The organism is Halogeometricum sp. S1BR25-6, from assembly GCF_031624495.1.
Lineage (GTDB): Archaea > Halobacteriota > Halobacteria > Halobacteriales > Haloferacaceae > Halogeometricum > Halogeometricum salsisoli.
Map to the genome: position 1 here is coordinate 1,122,700 of NZ_JAMQOP010000001.1, position 13,357 is coordinate 1,136,056.

Genomic DNA, 13,357 nt, shown 5'->3' on the forward strand with positions numbered 1-13,357 from the left:
ACACAGCACATGACAGACTTCGACCTGACAGGGGTGTTCCCGGCGATGACGACGCCGTTCGCCCCGGACGAACGCATCGACCACGAGACGCTCGCCGAGAACGCCGAACGACTCGAACGCGCCGGCGTGGACGGACTGGTTCCCGTCGGCTCCACGGGGGAGAGCGCGACGCTCACCCACGACGAACACGTCGAGGTGGTGGAGACGGTGGTCGAGGCCGTCGACGTGCCCATCATCGCGGGTGCCGGCTCGAACTCCACCCGCGAGGCGCTCGAACTCTCGCGGCGCTCCGTCGACGTCGGCGCCGACGGCCTGCTGCTCATCTCGCCGTACTACAACAAGCCCGAGCAAGCGGGGTTCGTCGAGCACTACCGCACCATCGCCGACGCCGTCGACGTGCCCCAAATCGTCTACAACGTTCCCTCCCGCACCGGGCGCAACATCGAACCGGCGACCGTCGAACTGCTCGCCGGCCACGAAAACATCGCGGGCTACAAGGCCGCCAGCGGCGACCTCGGGCAGATTTCCGAGGTCGTCGAGCGGACGCGCGAGGAGGAGTTCTCGGTGCTGTCGGGCGACGACGCGCTCACCCTCCCCGTCATGTCCGTCGGCGGGGACGGCACCATCTCGGTCACCGCCAACGTCGAACCCGAACGGACCGTCGCGATGGTCGAGGCGGCCGCCGCGGACGACTACGCCCGCGCCCGCGAACTCCACCACGAACTCGGCCCGCTCAACCGTCAACTGTTCGCCGAGACGAACCCCATCCCGGTGAAGGCCGCCATGGAGATTCGCGGCTACGGGTCGGGCGGACTCCGCTCGCCCCTCACGGACCTCTCGGCGGAACCGCGCGCGGAGTTGGAGGCCATCCTCGCGGACCTCGAAGAGAGCCGCGCGGCGTCGCTGGGACTCGAAACCGCGGAGGGCGCGTAGATGAGCGGGGATAGCGAACCGGTCCGCGTCGCCGTCACGGGCGCCGCGGGCCGGATGGGACGGGAACTGCTCGACGTCGCCGGGAACCGCGACGACGTCGAGGTGGTCCTCGCCGTCAACCGGACCCCGACGGACTCGGTGGCGGGCGTCGACGTGCGCGAGACCGGCGACCTGTCCGGCCACCTCGGCGAGACCGAACCCGACGTGTTGGTCGACTTCACCGGCCCCGAGTCGAGCGTCGACTACGCAACCGCCTGCGCCGAGATGGGCGTCGCCGTCGTCGTCGGCACCACCGGCTTCGACGAGGACGGCCAAGCGGCCCTGGACGACGCCGCCGAGTCGGTCCCCCTCCTGCACGCGACGAACTTCTCGCGCGGCATCGCCGCCCTCCGGCGGGCCGTCGGGGAGGCCGTCGACGCCCTCCCCGGCTACGACATCGAGGTGACGGAGACGCACCACAACGGCAAGCGCGACGCCCCCTCCGGCACCGCGAACACGCTCTTGGACGACATCGACGACGCGCGCGGCGACGCCGAACGCGTGTACGGCCGCGAGGGCGACCAGCCCCGGAGCGAGGGCGAAATCGGCGTCCACGCCCGCCGCGCCGGGGGCGTGACCGGGGAACACGAGGTGCTCCTCGCAGACGACCACCAGACGCTGAGCCTGACGCACCGCGCCGGTTCGCGCGGCGTCTTCGCCGCGGGCGCCCTCGACGCCGCGGTGTGGCTCTCCGGCCGGGAGGCCGGTCGATACGACTTCGAGGAGGTACTCGACGCATGAGCATCCAGACCGAAATCGACGACCTGTGGCAGCGATACCAAGACGACGAACTCTCCGCGGACACCGCCGGCTCCGAGACGCTGGCGACGCTCGACGCGTTCCTCGTCGCCCTCGAACAGGGCGAGGAGCGCGCGGCCGAACCCGTGGGCGGGTCCGGCCCGGACGGCTGGACGGTCAACGAGTGGGTCAAGCGCGGCATTCTGCTGAACTTCGGCCTCCGGGAGACGACCGCCCGCGAGTACGGCGGCGTGCGGTACTACGACGTGCTCCCCCTGCGCCAGACGACCGACCTCGGCCAGCGCGGGACGCGGAACACGCCGGACGGGACGACCATCCGCCGGGGCGCGTACCTCGGCTCCGACTGCATCATGATGTCGCCCTCGTTCGTCAACGTCGGCGCGCACGTCGACGACGGCACCCTCGTCGACTCCTGCGACACCGTCGGCTCCTGCGCGCAACTCGGCAAGAACGTCAAACTCGGCGCGAACACGCTGATCGGCGGCGTGCTCGAACCCGTCGAGGACGCCCCCGTCATCGTCGAGGACGGCGTCTCCCTCGGCGCGGGGTGTCGCGTCACCTCAGGGTTCCACGTCGGCGAGAACACCGTCGTCGGCGAGAACACGCTGTTGTCGCCGCGCATCCCCGTGTACGACTTGGTGGAAGAGGAGGTGCTGTACGGCCATCTCCCCTCCGACCGACGCGCGTTCACGCGCTACGTCGAATCCTCACTCGGCGACCACGACCTCTTCGAGGGCGGCGCGTACAAGCCCGCCGTCGTCGCACTCGACATCGAGGAGGACACCCTCGACAGCACCCGGCGCGAGGAGGCGCTTCGGGAATGACGGCCGAAGGGGGCGACGCGGGCAGGACCGCGGGCAGGACCGCGGGCCGGACGGCGGACGCCGAGAACCCGCCGGTCCGGCGCCTCTCTGCGTGGGACGCCGACGGACTCGTCGCCCTCGCCGAGGAGTACGGCACGCCCCTGTACGTGATGGACCGCGACCGCGTTCGGCAGAACTGCGCGCGCCTCCGCGAGGCGTTCCCCGACGCGGAGGTTCGTTACGCGGTGAAGGCCCACACGGGCCGTGCGGTGCTCGAAGCGGTCCGCGAGTCCGGCCTCGCGGCCGAGTGCGCCTCCGCGGGCGAGGTCGAACGCGCCCTCGCCGCCGGCTACGAGGGGGCCGAGATACAGTACACGGCGGTGAACCCGCCCGCCCGCGATTTGGACCACGTCGTCGACCGCTGGCGCGACCACCCGGAGCTGACCGTCACCGTCGGCGCCGCCGACACCGTCGACCGCCTGCGCGAACGCGGGTTCGACGGCCGCCTCTGCATTCGCGCGAATCCGGGCGTCGGCGCGGGTCACCACGAGAAGGTCCGCACGGGCGCGAACGCGAAGTTCGGCGTCCCGTACGACGAGGTGGCCGACCTCGCCGAGTCCGTCGCCGGCGAGTTCGAACTCGTCGGCCTGCACGCCCACGCCGGGAGCGGCATCTCGGGCGAGGACCTCTCGAACCACCGCGAACTCGTCGAGCGGATGGGTAATCTCGCCCGCGAGGTGGAATCGCGCGTCGGTCCCCTGGAGTTCGTCGACGTGGGCGGCGGATTCGGCGTTCCGTACCGAGAGGAGGAACCGCCCCTCGACTTGGAGAGCGTGGCCGACGCGACGCGCGAGGCACTCGGCGACGTGTCGGGGACGCTCGCGGTCGAACCCGGCCGGTACGTCGTCGCGGACGCCGGCGTCCTCCTCGCGCGGGTCAACACCGTCAAGCAGGCGGCCGACGCCACCGTCGTCGGCGTCGACGCCGGGATGACCACCTTACTCCGCCCGGCGATGTACGACGCCTACCACGAGATCCGAAACATATCATCTGACGACAACGATGAGGCGATATCTGCCACGGTCGCGGGCCCTATCTGTGAGTCCGCCGACGTCCTGTGTGAGAACAGGTCCCTTGCGAACCCCCGACGGGGAGCGTATCTCGCCGTCGGAAACGCGGGGGCCTACGGATACGAGATGGCGAGCACCTACAATTCGCGGCCGAGACCGGCCGAAGTCGCGCTCGACGGCGGGAAGGCCCGCCTCGTGCGACGGCGCGAGACCCTGACTGACCTCACGGAGCTAGAACAATGAGCGTACTCGAAGAGCGAATCCCAGTCGCAAAGTATCACGGAACCGGAAACGACTTCATCGTCGTCGACGCCGAGGAGTCGGTCCCCGACCGACCGGCGTTCGCGAAGACGCACTGTAGCCGGGAGTCCGGCGTCGAAGGAGTGGACGTCGACGTCGACGCCGACGTCGACATCGGCTCCGACGACGGCGACGACGGCGCGGGCCGACGCGGCGCGGACGGCGTCCTCTTTCTCGCCCTCGAAGGCCGATACTCCCCGCCGCGCGTCGTGATGACCTTGGTCCAACCGGACGGCTCCGTCGCAGCGATGTGCGGCAACGGCGCGCGTTGCGCCGCCGCGTGGGCGGCCGAACGCACCGGCAGCGACGAACTGATGATAGACACGCCCGCCGGCACCCGACGCGCCACCGTCGACGGCGACCGGGTAACCATCGAAATGGGCGTCCCCTCCTTTCACCCCCGCGACGTCCCCCTCGCCGCCGACGAGGAACTGGTCGAAGCCGAAATCGAGGGCCTGACGGTCACCGCCGTCAACACCGGCGTCCCGCACGCCGTGGCGTTCGTCGACGACGTTTCAGAGGTAGATCTCGACGCCGTCGCGCCCGCCGTCCGCCACGCGGACGCCTTCCCACAGGGGGCGAACGTCACCGTCGCCTCGCAGAACGACGACGGAACGTTCCGACAGCGAACCTTCGAGCGCGGCGTCGAAGGCGAGACGCGGTCGTGCGGCACGGGCGCCGTCGCCGTCGTCGCCGCGGCCAAGCGCCTCGGCCGCGTCGAGGGCGACGACTCCGTCATCGTCTCGCCGCCGGGCGGCGACCTCGAAATCACCGTCCCGGACGTCGGACCGGCGACGCTGGCCGGCCCCGCCGCCTACGAGTTCGAGACCGAACTCGACGTGGCCGTCCGCTCGCGGTAGATGGTCGGGTTCGATTCGATCGCCGACGCGGACACCGACGGAGCGACGGCCGACGCGACCGACGACTTCGACCCGATAGCCTTTCTGGAGGACGCGGTTCCCATCGCCTCGAACGAGGACGTGGGAGAGATGCGCGCGTTCCTCGTCGAGACGCTCGAATCGAACGGCGTCGAAGCGACGGTGGACGACGCGGGCAACACCCTCGCCTCGAAGGGCGCTCCCGACCCCGAGACGCACCTCGTCTTCAACACGCACGTCGACACCGTCTCGCCGCACGTCCCGTTCGAACGGGACGGCGAGCGAATCCGCGGCCGCGGTTCCTGCGACGCGAAGGGACCGCTCGCAGCCCTCCTCGCAGCGTTTTTCGCCGTCGACCCCGCTCCGAACGCCCGCGTGACGCTCGCAGTCACGCCCGACGAGGAGGTGCTGTCGACGGGTGCGGCGGCGCTCGATTTGGGAGCCGACATGTACCTCGTCGGCGAACCCACGGGGCTCGACGTCTGCACCGCCGCCAAAGGGCGGTTTCAGGGCACGCTGACGCTCTCGGGCGTCGCCTCCCACGCCGCCGAACCCGACTCCGGGGTCAACGCGGTGTTCGCCTTAGAGCAGGCACTCGCGGCGATTCGCTCGTTCGACGACGGCCGCGAGGAACACCCGCAGTTGGGCGGCGCGACGCTGACGCCGACGGTGGTCGACGGCGGCGACTCGACCAATCAGGTTCCCGCGGCGTGCCGCCTGGTCCTCGACCGGCGGAGCGTCCCGCCGGAGACGGCCGAGGGGTTCCGCGAGTCGCTCGAATCGACGCTGAGAGACGTCGTCCCCGACGAGGTGGGCGTCGAGTTCGCCCTCACCGAGCGTTCGACGCCCTTCTTGGAGGCGTTCGCCACCGACGAGGGCCACGAACTGGTTTCGACGCTCGCCGCGGCGTCCGAACGCGCGGGCGGGTCTGGAGCCATCCGGCCGTTCGCGGCGGCGACGGAGGCGTCGTACTTCGCGCCGGCGCCCGTCGTCGTCTTCGGTCCCGGCGTCCTCGCCGACGACGAGGGCGCGGTGGCCCACGCCGACCGCGAGTACGTGCGCGTCGCGGACGTCCGGCGCGCCGCCGAGGCGGTGACCGACGCGGCGGCCGAACTCGTCGGTACCGAGTAGCAGTCTCTCCTTCCGAAGCGTAACTGCCATACCCGTCGGCGGAGTCGGGTCGGGTATGTACGAGGCGGTCCACGCCCACCCCGACGGCGACAGTACCGCGGCGCGGTTCGCGGCGACGGCCGCGAAGCAGGGGTACGACGGCGTGGTCGTCCGCGCCGACGACGTCCGACCGGACTACGGGTGTCTGGAGGGGGCCGACTGCGACGTGGTCGACGCGGTCGAAATCGTCGCCGACGGCCCCGAACAGGCCAGCGGCGCGGTGGGGAACTTCCGGCCGGACCGAACCGTCGTGCTCGTCCGCGGCGGGACCGACCGGTTGAACCGCTTCGCCGTCGAACAGGACCGTGTGGACGTGCTCTCCCGACCGTTCGCGGGCGACGGTGACGTCAACCACGTGCTGGCGAAGGCCGCGAAACGGAACGGCGTCCGCGTCGAGTTCGACCTCGGACCCGCCCTCCGGGCGACCGGCGGGCACCGCGTCCAACACCTCGACGACCTGCGGAAACTGAAGCGCATCCTCGACCACTACGACGCGCCGTACGTCGTCAGCGCGAACGCCCGGTCGCACCTCGAACTCCGCGCCCCGCGGGAACTCGCGGCTGTAGGCGAGGAAATCGGACTCGGCGCCGAGTGGGTCCGCGAGGGGTTGGCCGAGTGGGGGCGAATCGCCGCCCGCAACCGCGAGCGACTGTCCGAGTCGTTCATAGCCCCGGGCGTCGAACGTGGTCGATATGAGAAAGACGATTGAGGAACACGCCGACCGTTTCTCCGCCATCGCCGACGACTACGACGAGTCGCAGGACTCCGAAGAGTACCGCGCCTGCGCGAATCTCGTAATCGAACACGCCGCGCCGACCGCCGAGGACGTCGTCTTGGACCTGGGGACGGGGACGGGGGCTATCGCCTTGGCCCTCGCGCCGAACGCCAAACGCGTCGTCGGCCGCGACATCAGCGAGGGGATGCTCGAACGGGCCAGAGAGAAGGCCGAGGAGATGGGCATCGAGAACGTCGAGTTCGGCGAGGGACGGTTCCGCGACCCGAACTACGACGGCGACGTCGATATCGTCACCACGAACTTCGCGATGCACCACCTCTCCGACGAGGAGAAACGCGAGGCCATCGCGGTCATCGCGGACCTCGACCCCGACCGGTTCGTCCTCGGCGACGTGATGTTCTTCGGCGAACCGAACCCCGAAGAGCCCTTCTACAGCCCCGAGGTCGACGACCCGGCGACGGTGGGAGAACTCGCGGACGCCCTCACCGACGAGGGGTTCGTCCTCACCGCCGTCGAACGGGTCCACGACCAGGTCGGCGTCCTCGTGGCCGAGCGATTCGGCGACGCGGGCGACCGCGTCCCCGTCGAGGAATGAGATGAAACACCTCCCGAAGCACCTCCAACCGCGGTGGCGCTACCTCGCCGTCGAGGTGGAGTCGTGGCCCGACGCCAGCATCGACAGGGGGGACTTCCAGCGCGAACTGTGGTACGCCGCGCAGAACCTCTACGGCGACGCCGGGAGCGCCGCCGCCGACCTGACCGTGCTCTCCTTCTCGTTCGCCGACGGCGACGGCGAGACGGTGGTTCGGGCCTACCGCGGAACGGAGGGGCGGGCGCGGGCGGCGCTGGCCTGCATCTCGGAGGTGAACGGTTCGCCCGTCGGCGTGCGAGTCGCCGGCATCTCCGGGACGGTGCGCGCCTGTGAAGAAAGGTATTTAGGACGCCGGGCCGGAAACTCGGAACAGAGAGACGTCGCGTTCGAGAACGAGTCGCGGTCCGCCGTCGTCCGTGGTTCACGGGTCGACGTTCGCGGGGCGGGCGGCTTCGTCGGCGCGACGCAACTCGATTTCGAGTGATAACTTATGCAGGGACAAGCCCAACAGCAGGCATACGACCGCGGGATTACCATCTTCTCGCCCGACGGTCGTCTCTACCAAGTAGAGTACGCGCGTGAAGCAGTCAAACGAGGCACGGCGAGCATCGGCGTCCGCACCTCCGAGGGCGTCGTTCTCGCCGCGGACAAGCGGTCGCGCTCGCCGCTCATGGAACCGACGAGCGTCGAGAAGATCCACAAAGCCGACGACCACATCGGCATCGCCTCGGCCGGCCACGTCGCCGACGCGCGCCAACTCATCGACTTCGCCCGGCGGCAGGCGCAGGTCAATCGCCTCCGCTACGGCGAACCCATCGGCATCGAGACGCTGACGAAGACCATCACCGACCACATCCAGCAGTACACGCAGGTCGGCGGCGCCCGCCCGTTCGGGGTCGCACTCCTCATCGGCGGCATCGAGAACGGCACGCCGCGCCTGTACGAGACGGACCCCTCGGGGACGCCCTACGAGTGGAAGGCCGTCTCCATCGGCGCCGACCGCGGCGACCTTCAGGACTACCTCGAGGAGAACTACCGCGAGGACCTCACCCTCGACGAGGGCATCGGCCTCGCCCTCCGCGCCATCGCCTCGACGAACGACGACGAACTCGACGCCGGCGGCGTCGACGTCGGCACCGTCTCCGGGGAGACGGAGGCGTTCGTCGAACTGACGAACGACGAGATTTCGGAGTACATCGCCGAAAACGACCTCGAACCCAGCGAGGACGAGGACGAAGGCGGCGACGAGACGGCCGAGTGACGGCCCTCCGACGCCTTCGACTTCGACGCATCGCGTAGCGACGACCCGTCGCGTCCCGCGGTCTCGGGCTCCCTTTCTCGGGTTTCGTGTAACCGACGCGCGGAGTCGGTCGTATCCTCCCGCCGACGCCGCCGTCCGAGTCGCCGAGTCGGACCCGAACCCGAACCCGGTCTACCCACCGAGCGATGCGACTCCGGACTCGAAAGCGGTTCGGAACGTCGAGAACACGGCCGGGCGAGTCGGCGCCGCCTCAGTACTCCTCGTACGCGAGATTCATCAGCCACTGCGAGAACGCGTTGCTGTTGGAGTTGACCTCCTCCTCGCCGATGAACGGCGACAGCATGTCGCCGGCCATCAGCATCGCGAAGTCGAGGTCCCGGGCGGTGGGTTCGAGGTAGTAGGTGTTGTGCCCGTTGTACACCGTGTCCTCGCGTTCGATGAGGTCGAGTTCGAACAGGTGCTCGGCGATTCGGCTCCCCTTCCGGGAGGTGATGTCCAGTTCCTTCCAGAAGTCGCTCTGATGGATGCCGCCGCTCTCCCGGATGAGTTCGAGTCCCGCGCGTTCGTCCTCCGAGAGGTCGGCCTCGGCCTCGCCTGCGCTCATGTACGAGGGGTCGCCCGCGACCCGTTTAAACCTGACTTTCGACCCGTTCGTAGGGCGTCTCGCAGGGCGGTCCGGGCGCGAACGCGTACTCCGCGCCGCCGTCGGCCCACAGCGTGATGAGCGACGAGGAGCGGGTGCCGTAGCGACCCTCCGGGTCGTGGACGCAGACGCCGTACTCGTGGTCGCCGAGCACCGACGCCGCCCGGTCGCGCCACTCTTCGGGGGACTCCGGTCTCGGCGCCGTCCGCGGTTCGAGGGCCTCGCGGACGCGCCGGGCGTTGTCGGCCTGCTCCCGACCCGCTTCGGGTCGCCGAGCCGGTTCGAAGAAGTCCCCGTCGTAGCCGACGTTGACGACGACGTGGACGCCCGGGTCGAGTCGCGTCGTCACCAACGACCCGTCCCACTCGAAGACGAACGCGTCGTCGGCGTCGGCGACGACGAGGTTGAAGCCGTCGTAGACGTCTTCCTCGACGGCGGATTCGACCGTCTCGCGGGCGTCGGCGGCGCTCTCGGCGCGGAGGACGTCGACGACGAGTTGGCCGCGGGAGCGTTCGCCGCCGCCCTCGACGTCGACCCAGCGGTTGGTGATACCGACGAAGACGCCGCGGTCGTTGTAGCCGACCCACGTCCCGCCCGCGTCGCTGTCGCGCGGGGCGACGAACGCCGGGTCGCCGTCGACGACGCCCGGCGGTTTGGAGGGTCGGTCCAGCGCCTCGTCGCGGTTGGCCGCGACGACGACGGGCGCCGCGTCGAACGCCTGCCACGCGATGGTCAGGGTGCACACGGCTCTCGTCTAGGGGTCGCGGCGAGAAAACGGTTCGGCGCTCGTGCGTCCTCAGCGGATGCGAAGATGACAGAGGTACCGCGGTGAACAACTCGGAAGCCCCCGCCGTCCGAACTCCCGCGACTCGCTGCGGTCCTCGTCGCTCCGTTCGCTCCTGCGGTCCTTGCTTCGTCACCAGAACGCGGAGCGTTCTGGTTGGCTCACGAGAGCTTTGCTCTCGTGAACGCCGGGGTTCGTCCGGACGCCGGGCCCCTTCCAGTCCCGCCCGCGGCGGTCGGACGGGCGACTGTCGAGTGTCGAAAGTCGACGTCGGCGTCTCGGAACCCCGGCCTCGTCGCCCGCGTCGGAACCTACTCTTCGAACCGCTCGGGGTTCCGCGTCGCTAAGGCGACGTTCACGGCGGTGACGTTCTCCGGCACGTCGTGGACGCGGACGATGTCGGCGCCGCGGTCCGCCGCGAGGGCCGACGCCGCAGCGGTGGCGACGGGGTTGTCGCCCGCCTCCCTGCCCACGAGTTCGAACATCGACTTGTGCGAGTGGCCGAACAGGAGCGGACAGCCGAGGGCGTCGAACTCCTCTAATCTATCGAGTATCTCGAAGTTCTCCGTCTTCGATTTGCCGAAGCCGATACCGGGGTCGACGATGACGTTCTCGCGCGGGACGCCCGCCTTCTCGGCTAAGAGGATGCGCTCTCCGAGTTCGTCGATGACGTCGTCGACCACGTCGTCGTAGTCGACGTCCTTGCCGGGCACGACGGGGGCGTCGATGCTGTGCATGACGATGACCGGCACGTCGCGTTCGGCGGCGAGAAAGCGCATCTCCGGGTCTTCGAGGCCGGTCACGTCGTTGAGGATGTCGGCGCCCGCGTCGAGGGCCGCCTCGCCGACGGCCGCCTTCCGCGTGTCCACGGAGAGCAGAGCGTCCACGTCGGCCAACGCCTCGATGACGGGGACGATGCGGCGAATCTCCTCGTCGACGGGCACCTCCTCCGCGCCGGGGCGGGTGGATTCCCCCCCGATGTCGACGATGTCCGCTCCCGCCTCGACCATCGCCTCGGCGCGTTCGAGGGCGGCGGTCGTGTCGTAGAACTCCCCGCCGTCGTGGAAGCTATCGGGCGTGACGTTCAGAATACCCATCACGGCGGTGCCGTCGTTCCACGGGTAATCGGAGTCGGTCGCGCCGTCGCTCCCCGCCGCGTCGAGGCCGACCCGCGCCCGTACGTCCGCGGCGACGTCGGGCAACCCGTACGGCGCGTCCGCGAGTCGGTCGGTCAGTTCCGCGAACTCCGAGAGCGTCCCCGTCAACACCACCTCGGCGAGTTCGCCGTCGCCGACGTCCGCCGAGACGGTGCAGTTACCCCCGGTTTCCACCATCGCCGTCTCAACGGCGCGCGCCTGACGGCGCTGGAGGGGCAGGGCGACGGTGCGGTGGACGACGTCCTCGCGCGCCTCGGCGACCTCCGCGGTGTCGACATGCGCGCGTTCGAGCAGTCGCCCGGCGTCCGAGCGGTCGCGGACCGTCGGCGACGTGACGACGCGCGTCCACGTCGCGCGCGCCTCGGCGACGAGGAAGAGCGACCCGAGAGCGAGCACGCAGTCGCCCGGGTCGGCGCGTTCGCGGGCCGACGCGAGCGCCGAGGCCACGTCGCTCCCGACGGTCACGTCCCCGACGCCGGCGTCCTCGAACACGCGGGCGAGCACCTCCGGGTCCTCCGAGCGGGGGTTGTTCGGCCGGCAGGTGACGACGGTGTCCGGGTCGGGGAGGGCCTCGACCATCTCGCGGTGGTCCTTGTCGTGCATCGCACCGAAGACGAGATGCAGGTCCTCGGCGTCGAAGTCGTCGAAGATTGTGGCGACGGACTCGCAGGCGCCGGGGTTGTGCGCGCCGTCGAGGACGACGTAGGGGTCCGTCTCCATCACCTCGAACCGACCGGGCCAGTGGGCGGTCCGCAGACCGCGTTCGAGCGTCGCGGCGTCGAGTTCGGTCCCGAGTTCGTCGGCGACCTGCCGGGCGAGCACGCAGGCGATGCCCGCGTTCTCCGCCTGGTACGCGCCGAGCAGCGGAACCCGCCCGTCGACGCGCCAACCGTCGCCTGCGACGCTGACGGCGGACTCCTGGTGGTTCACACGGCCCTCCGAGCGGACGGTCACGTCCGCACCGTCCGACGCGGTTCCGTTCGCCCCCTCCGCGGCGACGGTGACGACGTCTCCCGCCCGTTCGCGGACGGTCGAGAGCGCCGCGCCCGTCGTTCCGGTCACGAGCGGTCGGCCCGCGGGGGCGACGGCGGCCTTCGTCTCGGCTATCTCCTCTACCGTGTCGCCGAGGACGGCGGTGTGTTCGAGCGAGACGTTCGTCACCGCGGCGGCGACGGGGTCGACGACGCTCGTGGCGTCCAGTTCCCCGCCCATGCCGACTTCGAGCACCGCCACGTCCACGTCGGCCTCCGCGAAGTACCAGACCGACAGCGCCGTCATCACCTCGAAGAACGTGAGGGGGTCGCCGTCGGCGGCCCGTTCGAGGAGCCACGGCTTCGCGCGGTCGACGAACTCGCAGACCGCGGCCTCGGGTATCTTCCGCCCGTCGACGTGGATTCGCTCGCGGAGCGTCTCGAAGTGCGGCGACGTGTAGAGGCCCGCGCTCAGTCCGGCCTCCCGGAGGACCGACTCGGTCATCCGGGCCGTGCTCCCTTTGCCGTTCGACCCCGCCACCTGCACGAACGTCACGTCCTCGTGGGGGTCGTCGAACTCGGCGAGGAGCGCCCGAACCGACGCCGTCCCCGGTTTGACCTGAAACCGGCGGAGGTCGAAGAGGAAGCGCACCGCCTCGTGGTACTGCATACGCGAAGGTCACGAGCGTCTCGCTTAGGAGTGTCGAACCGGCCCACTTCTGCGGGGACTTGCGGACGGATATTCATTATCGAGGGGGACTAAGTCCCCCTCGATGTACGACTCGATTCTGGTTCCGACGGACGGCAGCGAGGGGACGGAGAAGGCACTCGACCACGCGTTGGAGGTCGCCTCCCTCTCGGGGGCGACGGTCCACGCCCTCTCGGTGGTCGACCGGCGACTCTACCTCGCGGCGAGCGACGACCAGAAGGACGAGTTGCAGGAATCGCTGCACGACGACGCCGAGGCCGCCGTCGACGACGTGGCCGAGACGGTCCGCGAGGCGGGCGCGGAGTGCGTCACCGCCGTCCGCGACGGCGTCCCCTACAAGTGCATCCTCGACTACGCCGAGGAGGCGGACGTCGACCTCGTGGTGATGGGGACCCACGGGCGCACCGGTCGGGACAAGCTTGCGAGTCTCGGCAGCGTCACCGAACGCGTCGTCGAGAACACCGACCGGCCCATCCTCGTCGTGAGCATCGGCGGGGAGTGAGAGCGGCGTCTCGTCGGGGCGAACTCGAAGAGGTCGGAGGGCGCGAGCGA

The 13,357-nt window shown here is 70.1% G+C and carries 14 protein-coding genes; 11 read left to right on the forward strand and 3 right to left on the reverse strand.

Translation table 11 applies throughout. From position 1 onward, the window contains the following. Window positions 1-9 precede the first annotated feature (9 nt). From dapA to psmA, 10 genes are read left to right on the forward strand one after another with little or no spacing between them, the layout of a single operon-like run. The gene (dapA, locus tag NDI76_RS05860) at window positions 10-933 is read left to right on the forward strand and encodes a 4-hydroxy-tetrahydrodipicolinate synthase (RefSeq protein WP_310923070.1); all 924 of its coding nucleotides are present in this window, start codon (window positions 10-12) and stop codon (window positions 931-933) included. Then, window positions 934-1,713 (forward strand): 4-hydroxy-tetrahydrodipicolinate reductase, encoded by a 780-nt coding sequence (gene dapB, locus NDI76_RS05865; protein WP_310923071.1) that lies wholly within the window; start codon window positions 934-936, stop codon window positions 1,711-1,713. After that, window positions 1,710-2,555: a 2,3,4,5-tetrahydropyridine-2,6-dicarboxylate N-succinyltransferase gene (locus NDI76_RS05870; RefSeq protein ID WP_310923072.1), complete on the forward strand. Its 846-nt coding sequence runs from the start codon at window positions 1,710-1,712 to the stop codon at window positions 2,553-2,555. Before dapB ends, NDI76_RS05870 begins: the two co-directional genes overlap by 4 nt. Continuing rightward, window positions 2,552-3,847, forward strand: coding sequence for a diaminopimelate decarboxylase (gene lysA / locus NDI76_RS05875; RefSeq protein WP_310923073.1), 1,296 nt, complete (start codon window positions 2,552-2,554; stop codon window positions 3,845-3,847). Before NDI76_RS05870 ends, lysA begins: the two co-directional genes overlap by 4 nt. Continuing rightward, on the forward strand, window positions 3,844-4,764 hold the full coding sequence (gene dapF, locus NDI76_RS05880) for a diaminopimelate epimerase (protein WP_310923074.1): 921 nt from the start codon (window positions 3,844-3,846) through the stop codon (window positions 4,762-4,764). The genes lysA and dapF overlap by 4 nt, the downstream gene beginning before the upstream one ends. Beyond that, window positions 4,765-5,913, forward strand: coding sequence for a M20 family metallopeptidase (locus NDI76_RS05885; protein ID WP_310923075.1), 1,149 nt, complete (start codon window positions 4,765-4,767; stop codon window positions 5,911-5,913). 55 nt (window positions 5,914-5,968) lie between these two features. Beyond that, window positions 5,969-6,661 carry an RNase P subunit p30 family protein gene (locus NDI76_RS05890; protein ID WP_310923076.1) on the forward strand — a complete coding sequence of 231 codons (693 nt, stop codon included), beginning with the start codon at window positions 5,969-5,971 and terminating at the stop codon, window positions 6,659-6,661. Then, on the forward strand, window positions 6,645-7,283 hold the full coding sequence (locus NDI76_RS05895; RefSeq protein WP_310923077.1) for a class I SAM-dependent methyltransferase: 639 nt from the start codon (window positions 6,645-6,647) through the stop codon (window positions 7,281-7,283). Before NDI76_RS05890 ends, NDI76_RS05895 begins: the two co-directional genes overlap by 17 nt. Window position 7,284: 1 nt before the next feature. Next, window positions 7,285-7,764: an Rpp14/Pop5 family protein gene (locus tag NDI76_RS05900; protein WP_310923078.1), complete on the forward strand. Its 480-nt coding sequence runs from the start codon at window positions 7,285-7,287 to the stop codon at window positions 7,762-7,764. Window positions 7,765-7,770: 6 nt separating this feature from the next. Beyond that, window positions 7,771-8,541: an archaeal proteasome endopeptidase complex subunit alpha gene (gene psmA, locus NDI76_RS05905; RefSeq protein WP_310923079.1), complete on the forward strand. Its 771-nt coding sequence runs from the start codon at window positions 7,771-7,773 to the stop codon at window positions 8,539-8,541. Window positions 8,542-8,791: 250 nt separating this feature from the next. Here psmA and NDI76_RS05910 read toward each other — a convergent pair whose 3' ends face one another. From NDI76_RS05910 to folP, 3 genes are all read right to left on the reverse strand, one after another. Continuing rightward, the gene (locus tag NDI76_RS05910) at window positions 8,792-9,145 is read right to left on the reverse strand and encodes a helix-turn-helix transcriptional regulator (RefSeq protein ID WP_310923080.1); all 354 of its coding nucleotides are present in this window, start codon (window positions 9,143-9,145) and stop codon (window positions 8,792-8,794) included. Window positions 9,146-9,170: 25 nt separating this feature from the next. After that, window positions 9,171-9,929 (reverse strand): NRDE family protein, encoded by a 759-nt coding sequence (locus NDI76_RS05915; RefSeq protein ID WP_310923081.1) that lies wholly within the window; start codon window positions 9,927-9,929, stop codon window positions 9,171-9,173. 350 nt (window positions 9,930-10,279) lie between these two features. Then, window positions 10,280-12,766: a dihydropteroate synthase gene (gene folP / locus NDI76_RS05920; RefSeq protein ID WP_310923082.1), complete on the reverse strand. Its 2,487-nt coding sequence runs from the start codon at window positions 12,764-12,766 to the stop codon at window positions 10,280-10,282. Window positions 12,767-12,869: 103 nt separating this feature from the next. Between folP and NDI76_RS05925 the strand changes: the two genes are divergently transcribed. Beyond that, window positions 12,870-13,307 carry a universal stress protein gene (locus tag NDI76_RS05925; RefSeq protein ID WP_310923083.1) on the forward strand — a complete coding sequence of 146 codons (438 nt, stop codon included), beginning with the start codon at window positions 12,870-12,872 and terminating at the stop codon, window positions 13,305-13,307. The last annotated feature ends 50 nt before the right edge of the window (window positions 13,308-13,357 follow it).

Coding starts and splice junctions, on each gene's coding strand:
- folP (WP_310923082.1), bottom strand. CDS start 12,766: ATGCAGTACCACGAGGCGGTGCGCTTCCTCTTCGACCTCCGCCGGTTT.
- psmA (WP_310923079.1), top strand. CDS start 7,771: ATGCAGGGACAAGCCCAACAGCAGGCATACGACCGCGGGATTACCATC.
- dapF (WP_310923074.1), top strand. CDS start 3,844: ATGAGCGTACTCGAAGAGCGAATCCCAGTCGCAAAGTATCACGGAACC.
- NDI76_RS05895 (WP_310923077.1), top strand. CDS start 6,645: ATGAGAAAGACGATTGAGGAACACGCCGACCGTTTCTCCGCCATCGCC.
- lysA (WP_310923073.1), top strand. CDS start 2,552: ATGACGGCCGAAGGGGGCGACGCGGGCAGGACCGCGGGCAGGACCGCG.
- NDI76_RS05925 (WP_310923083.1), top strand. CDS start 12,870: ATGTACGACTCGATTCTGGTTCCGACGGACGGCAGCGAGGGGACGGAG.
- dapA (WP_310923070.1), top strand. CDS start 10: ATGACAGACTTCGACCTGACAGGGGTGTTCCCGGCGATGACGACGCCG.
- NDI76_RS05900 (WP_310923078.1), top strand. CDS start 7,285: ATGAAACACCTCCCGAAGCACCTCCAACCGCGGTGGCGCTACCTCGCC.
- NDI76_RS05910 (WP_310923080.1), bottom strand. CDS start 9,145: ATGAGCGCAGGCGAGGCCGAGGCCGACCTCTCGGAGGACGAACGCGCG.
- NDI76_RS05890 (WP_310923076.1), top strand. CDS start 5,969: ATGTACGAGGCGGTCCACGCCCACCCCGACGGCGACAGTACCGCGGCG.
- NDI76_RS05885 (WP_310923075.1), top strand. CDS start 4,765: ATGGTCGGGTTCGATTCGATCGCCGACGCGGACACCGACGGAGCGACG.
- NDI76_RS05870 (WP_310923072.1), top strand. CDS start 1,710: ATGAGCATCCAGACCGAAATCGACGACCTGTGGCAGCGATACCAAGAC.
- dapB (WP_310923071.1), top strand. CDS start 934: ATGAGCGGGGATAGCGAACCGGTCCGCGTCGCCGTCACGGGCGCCGCG.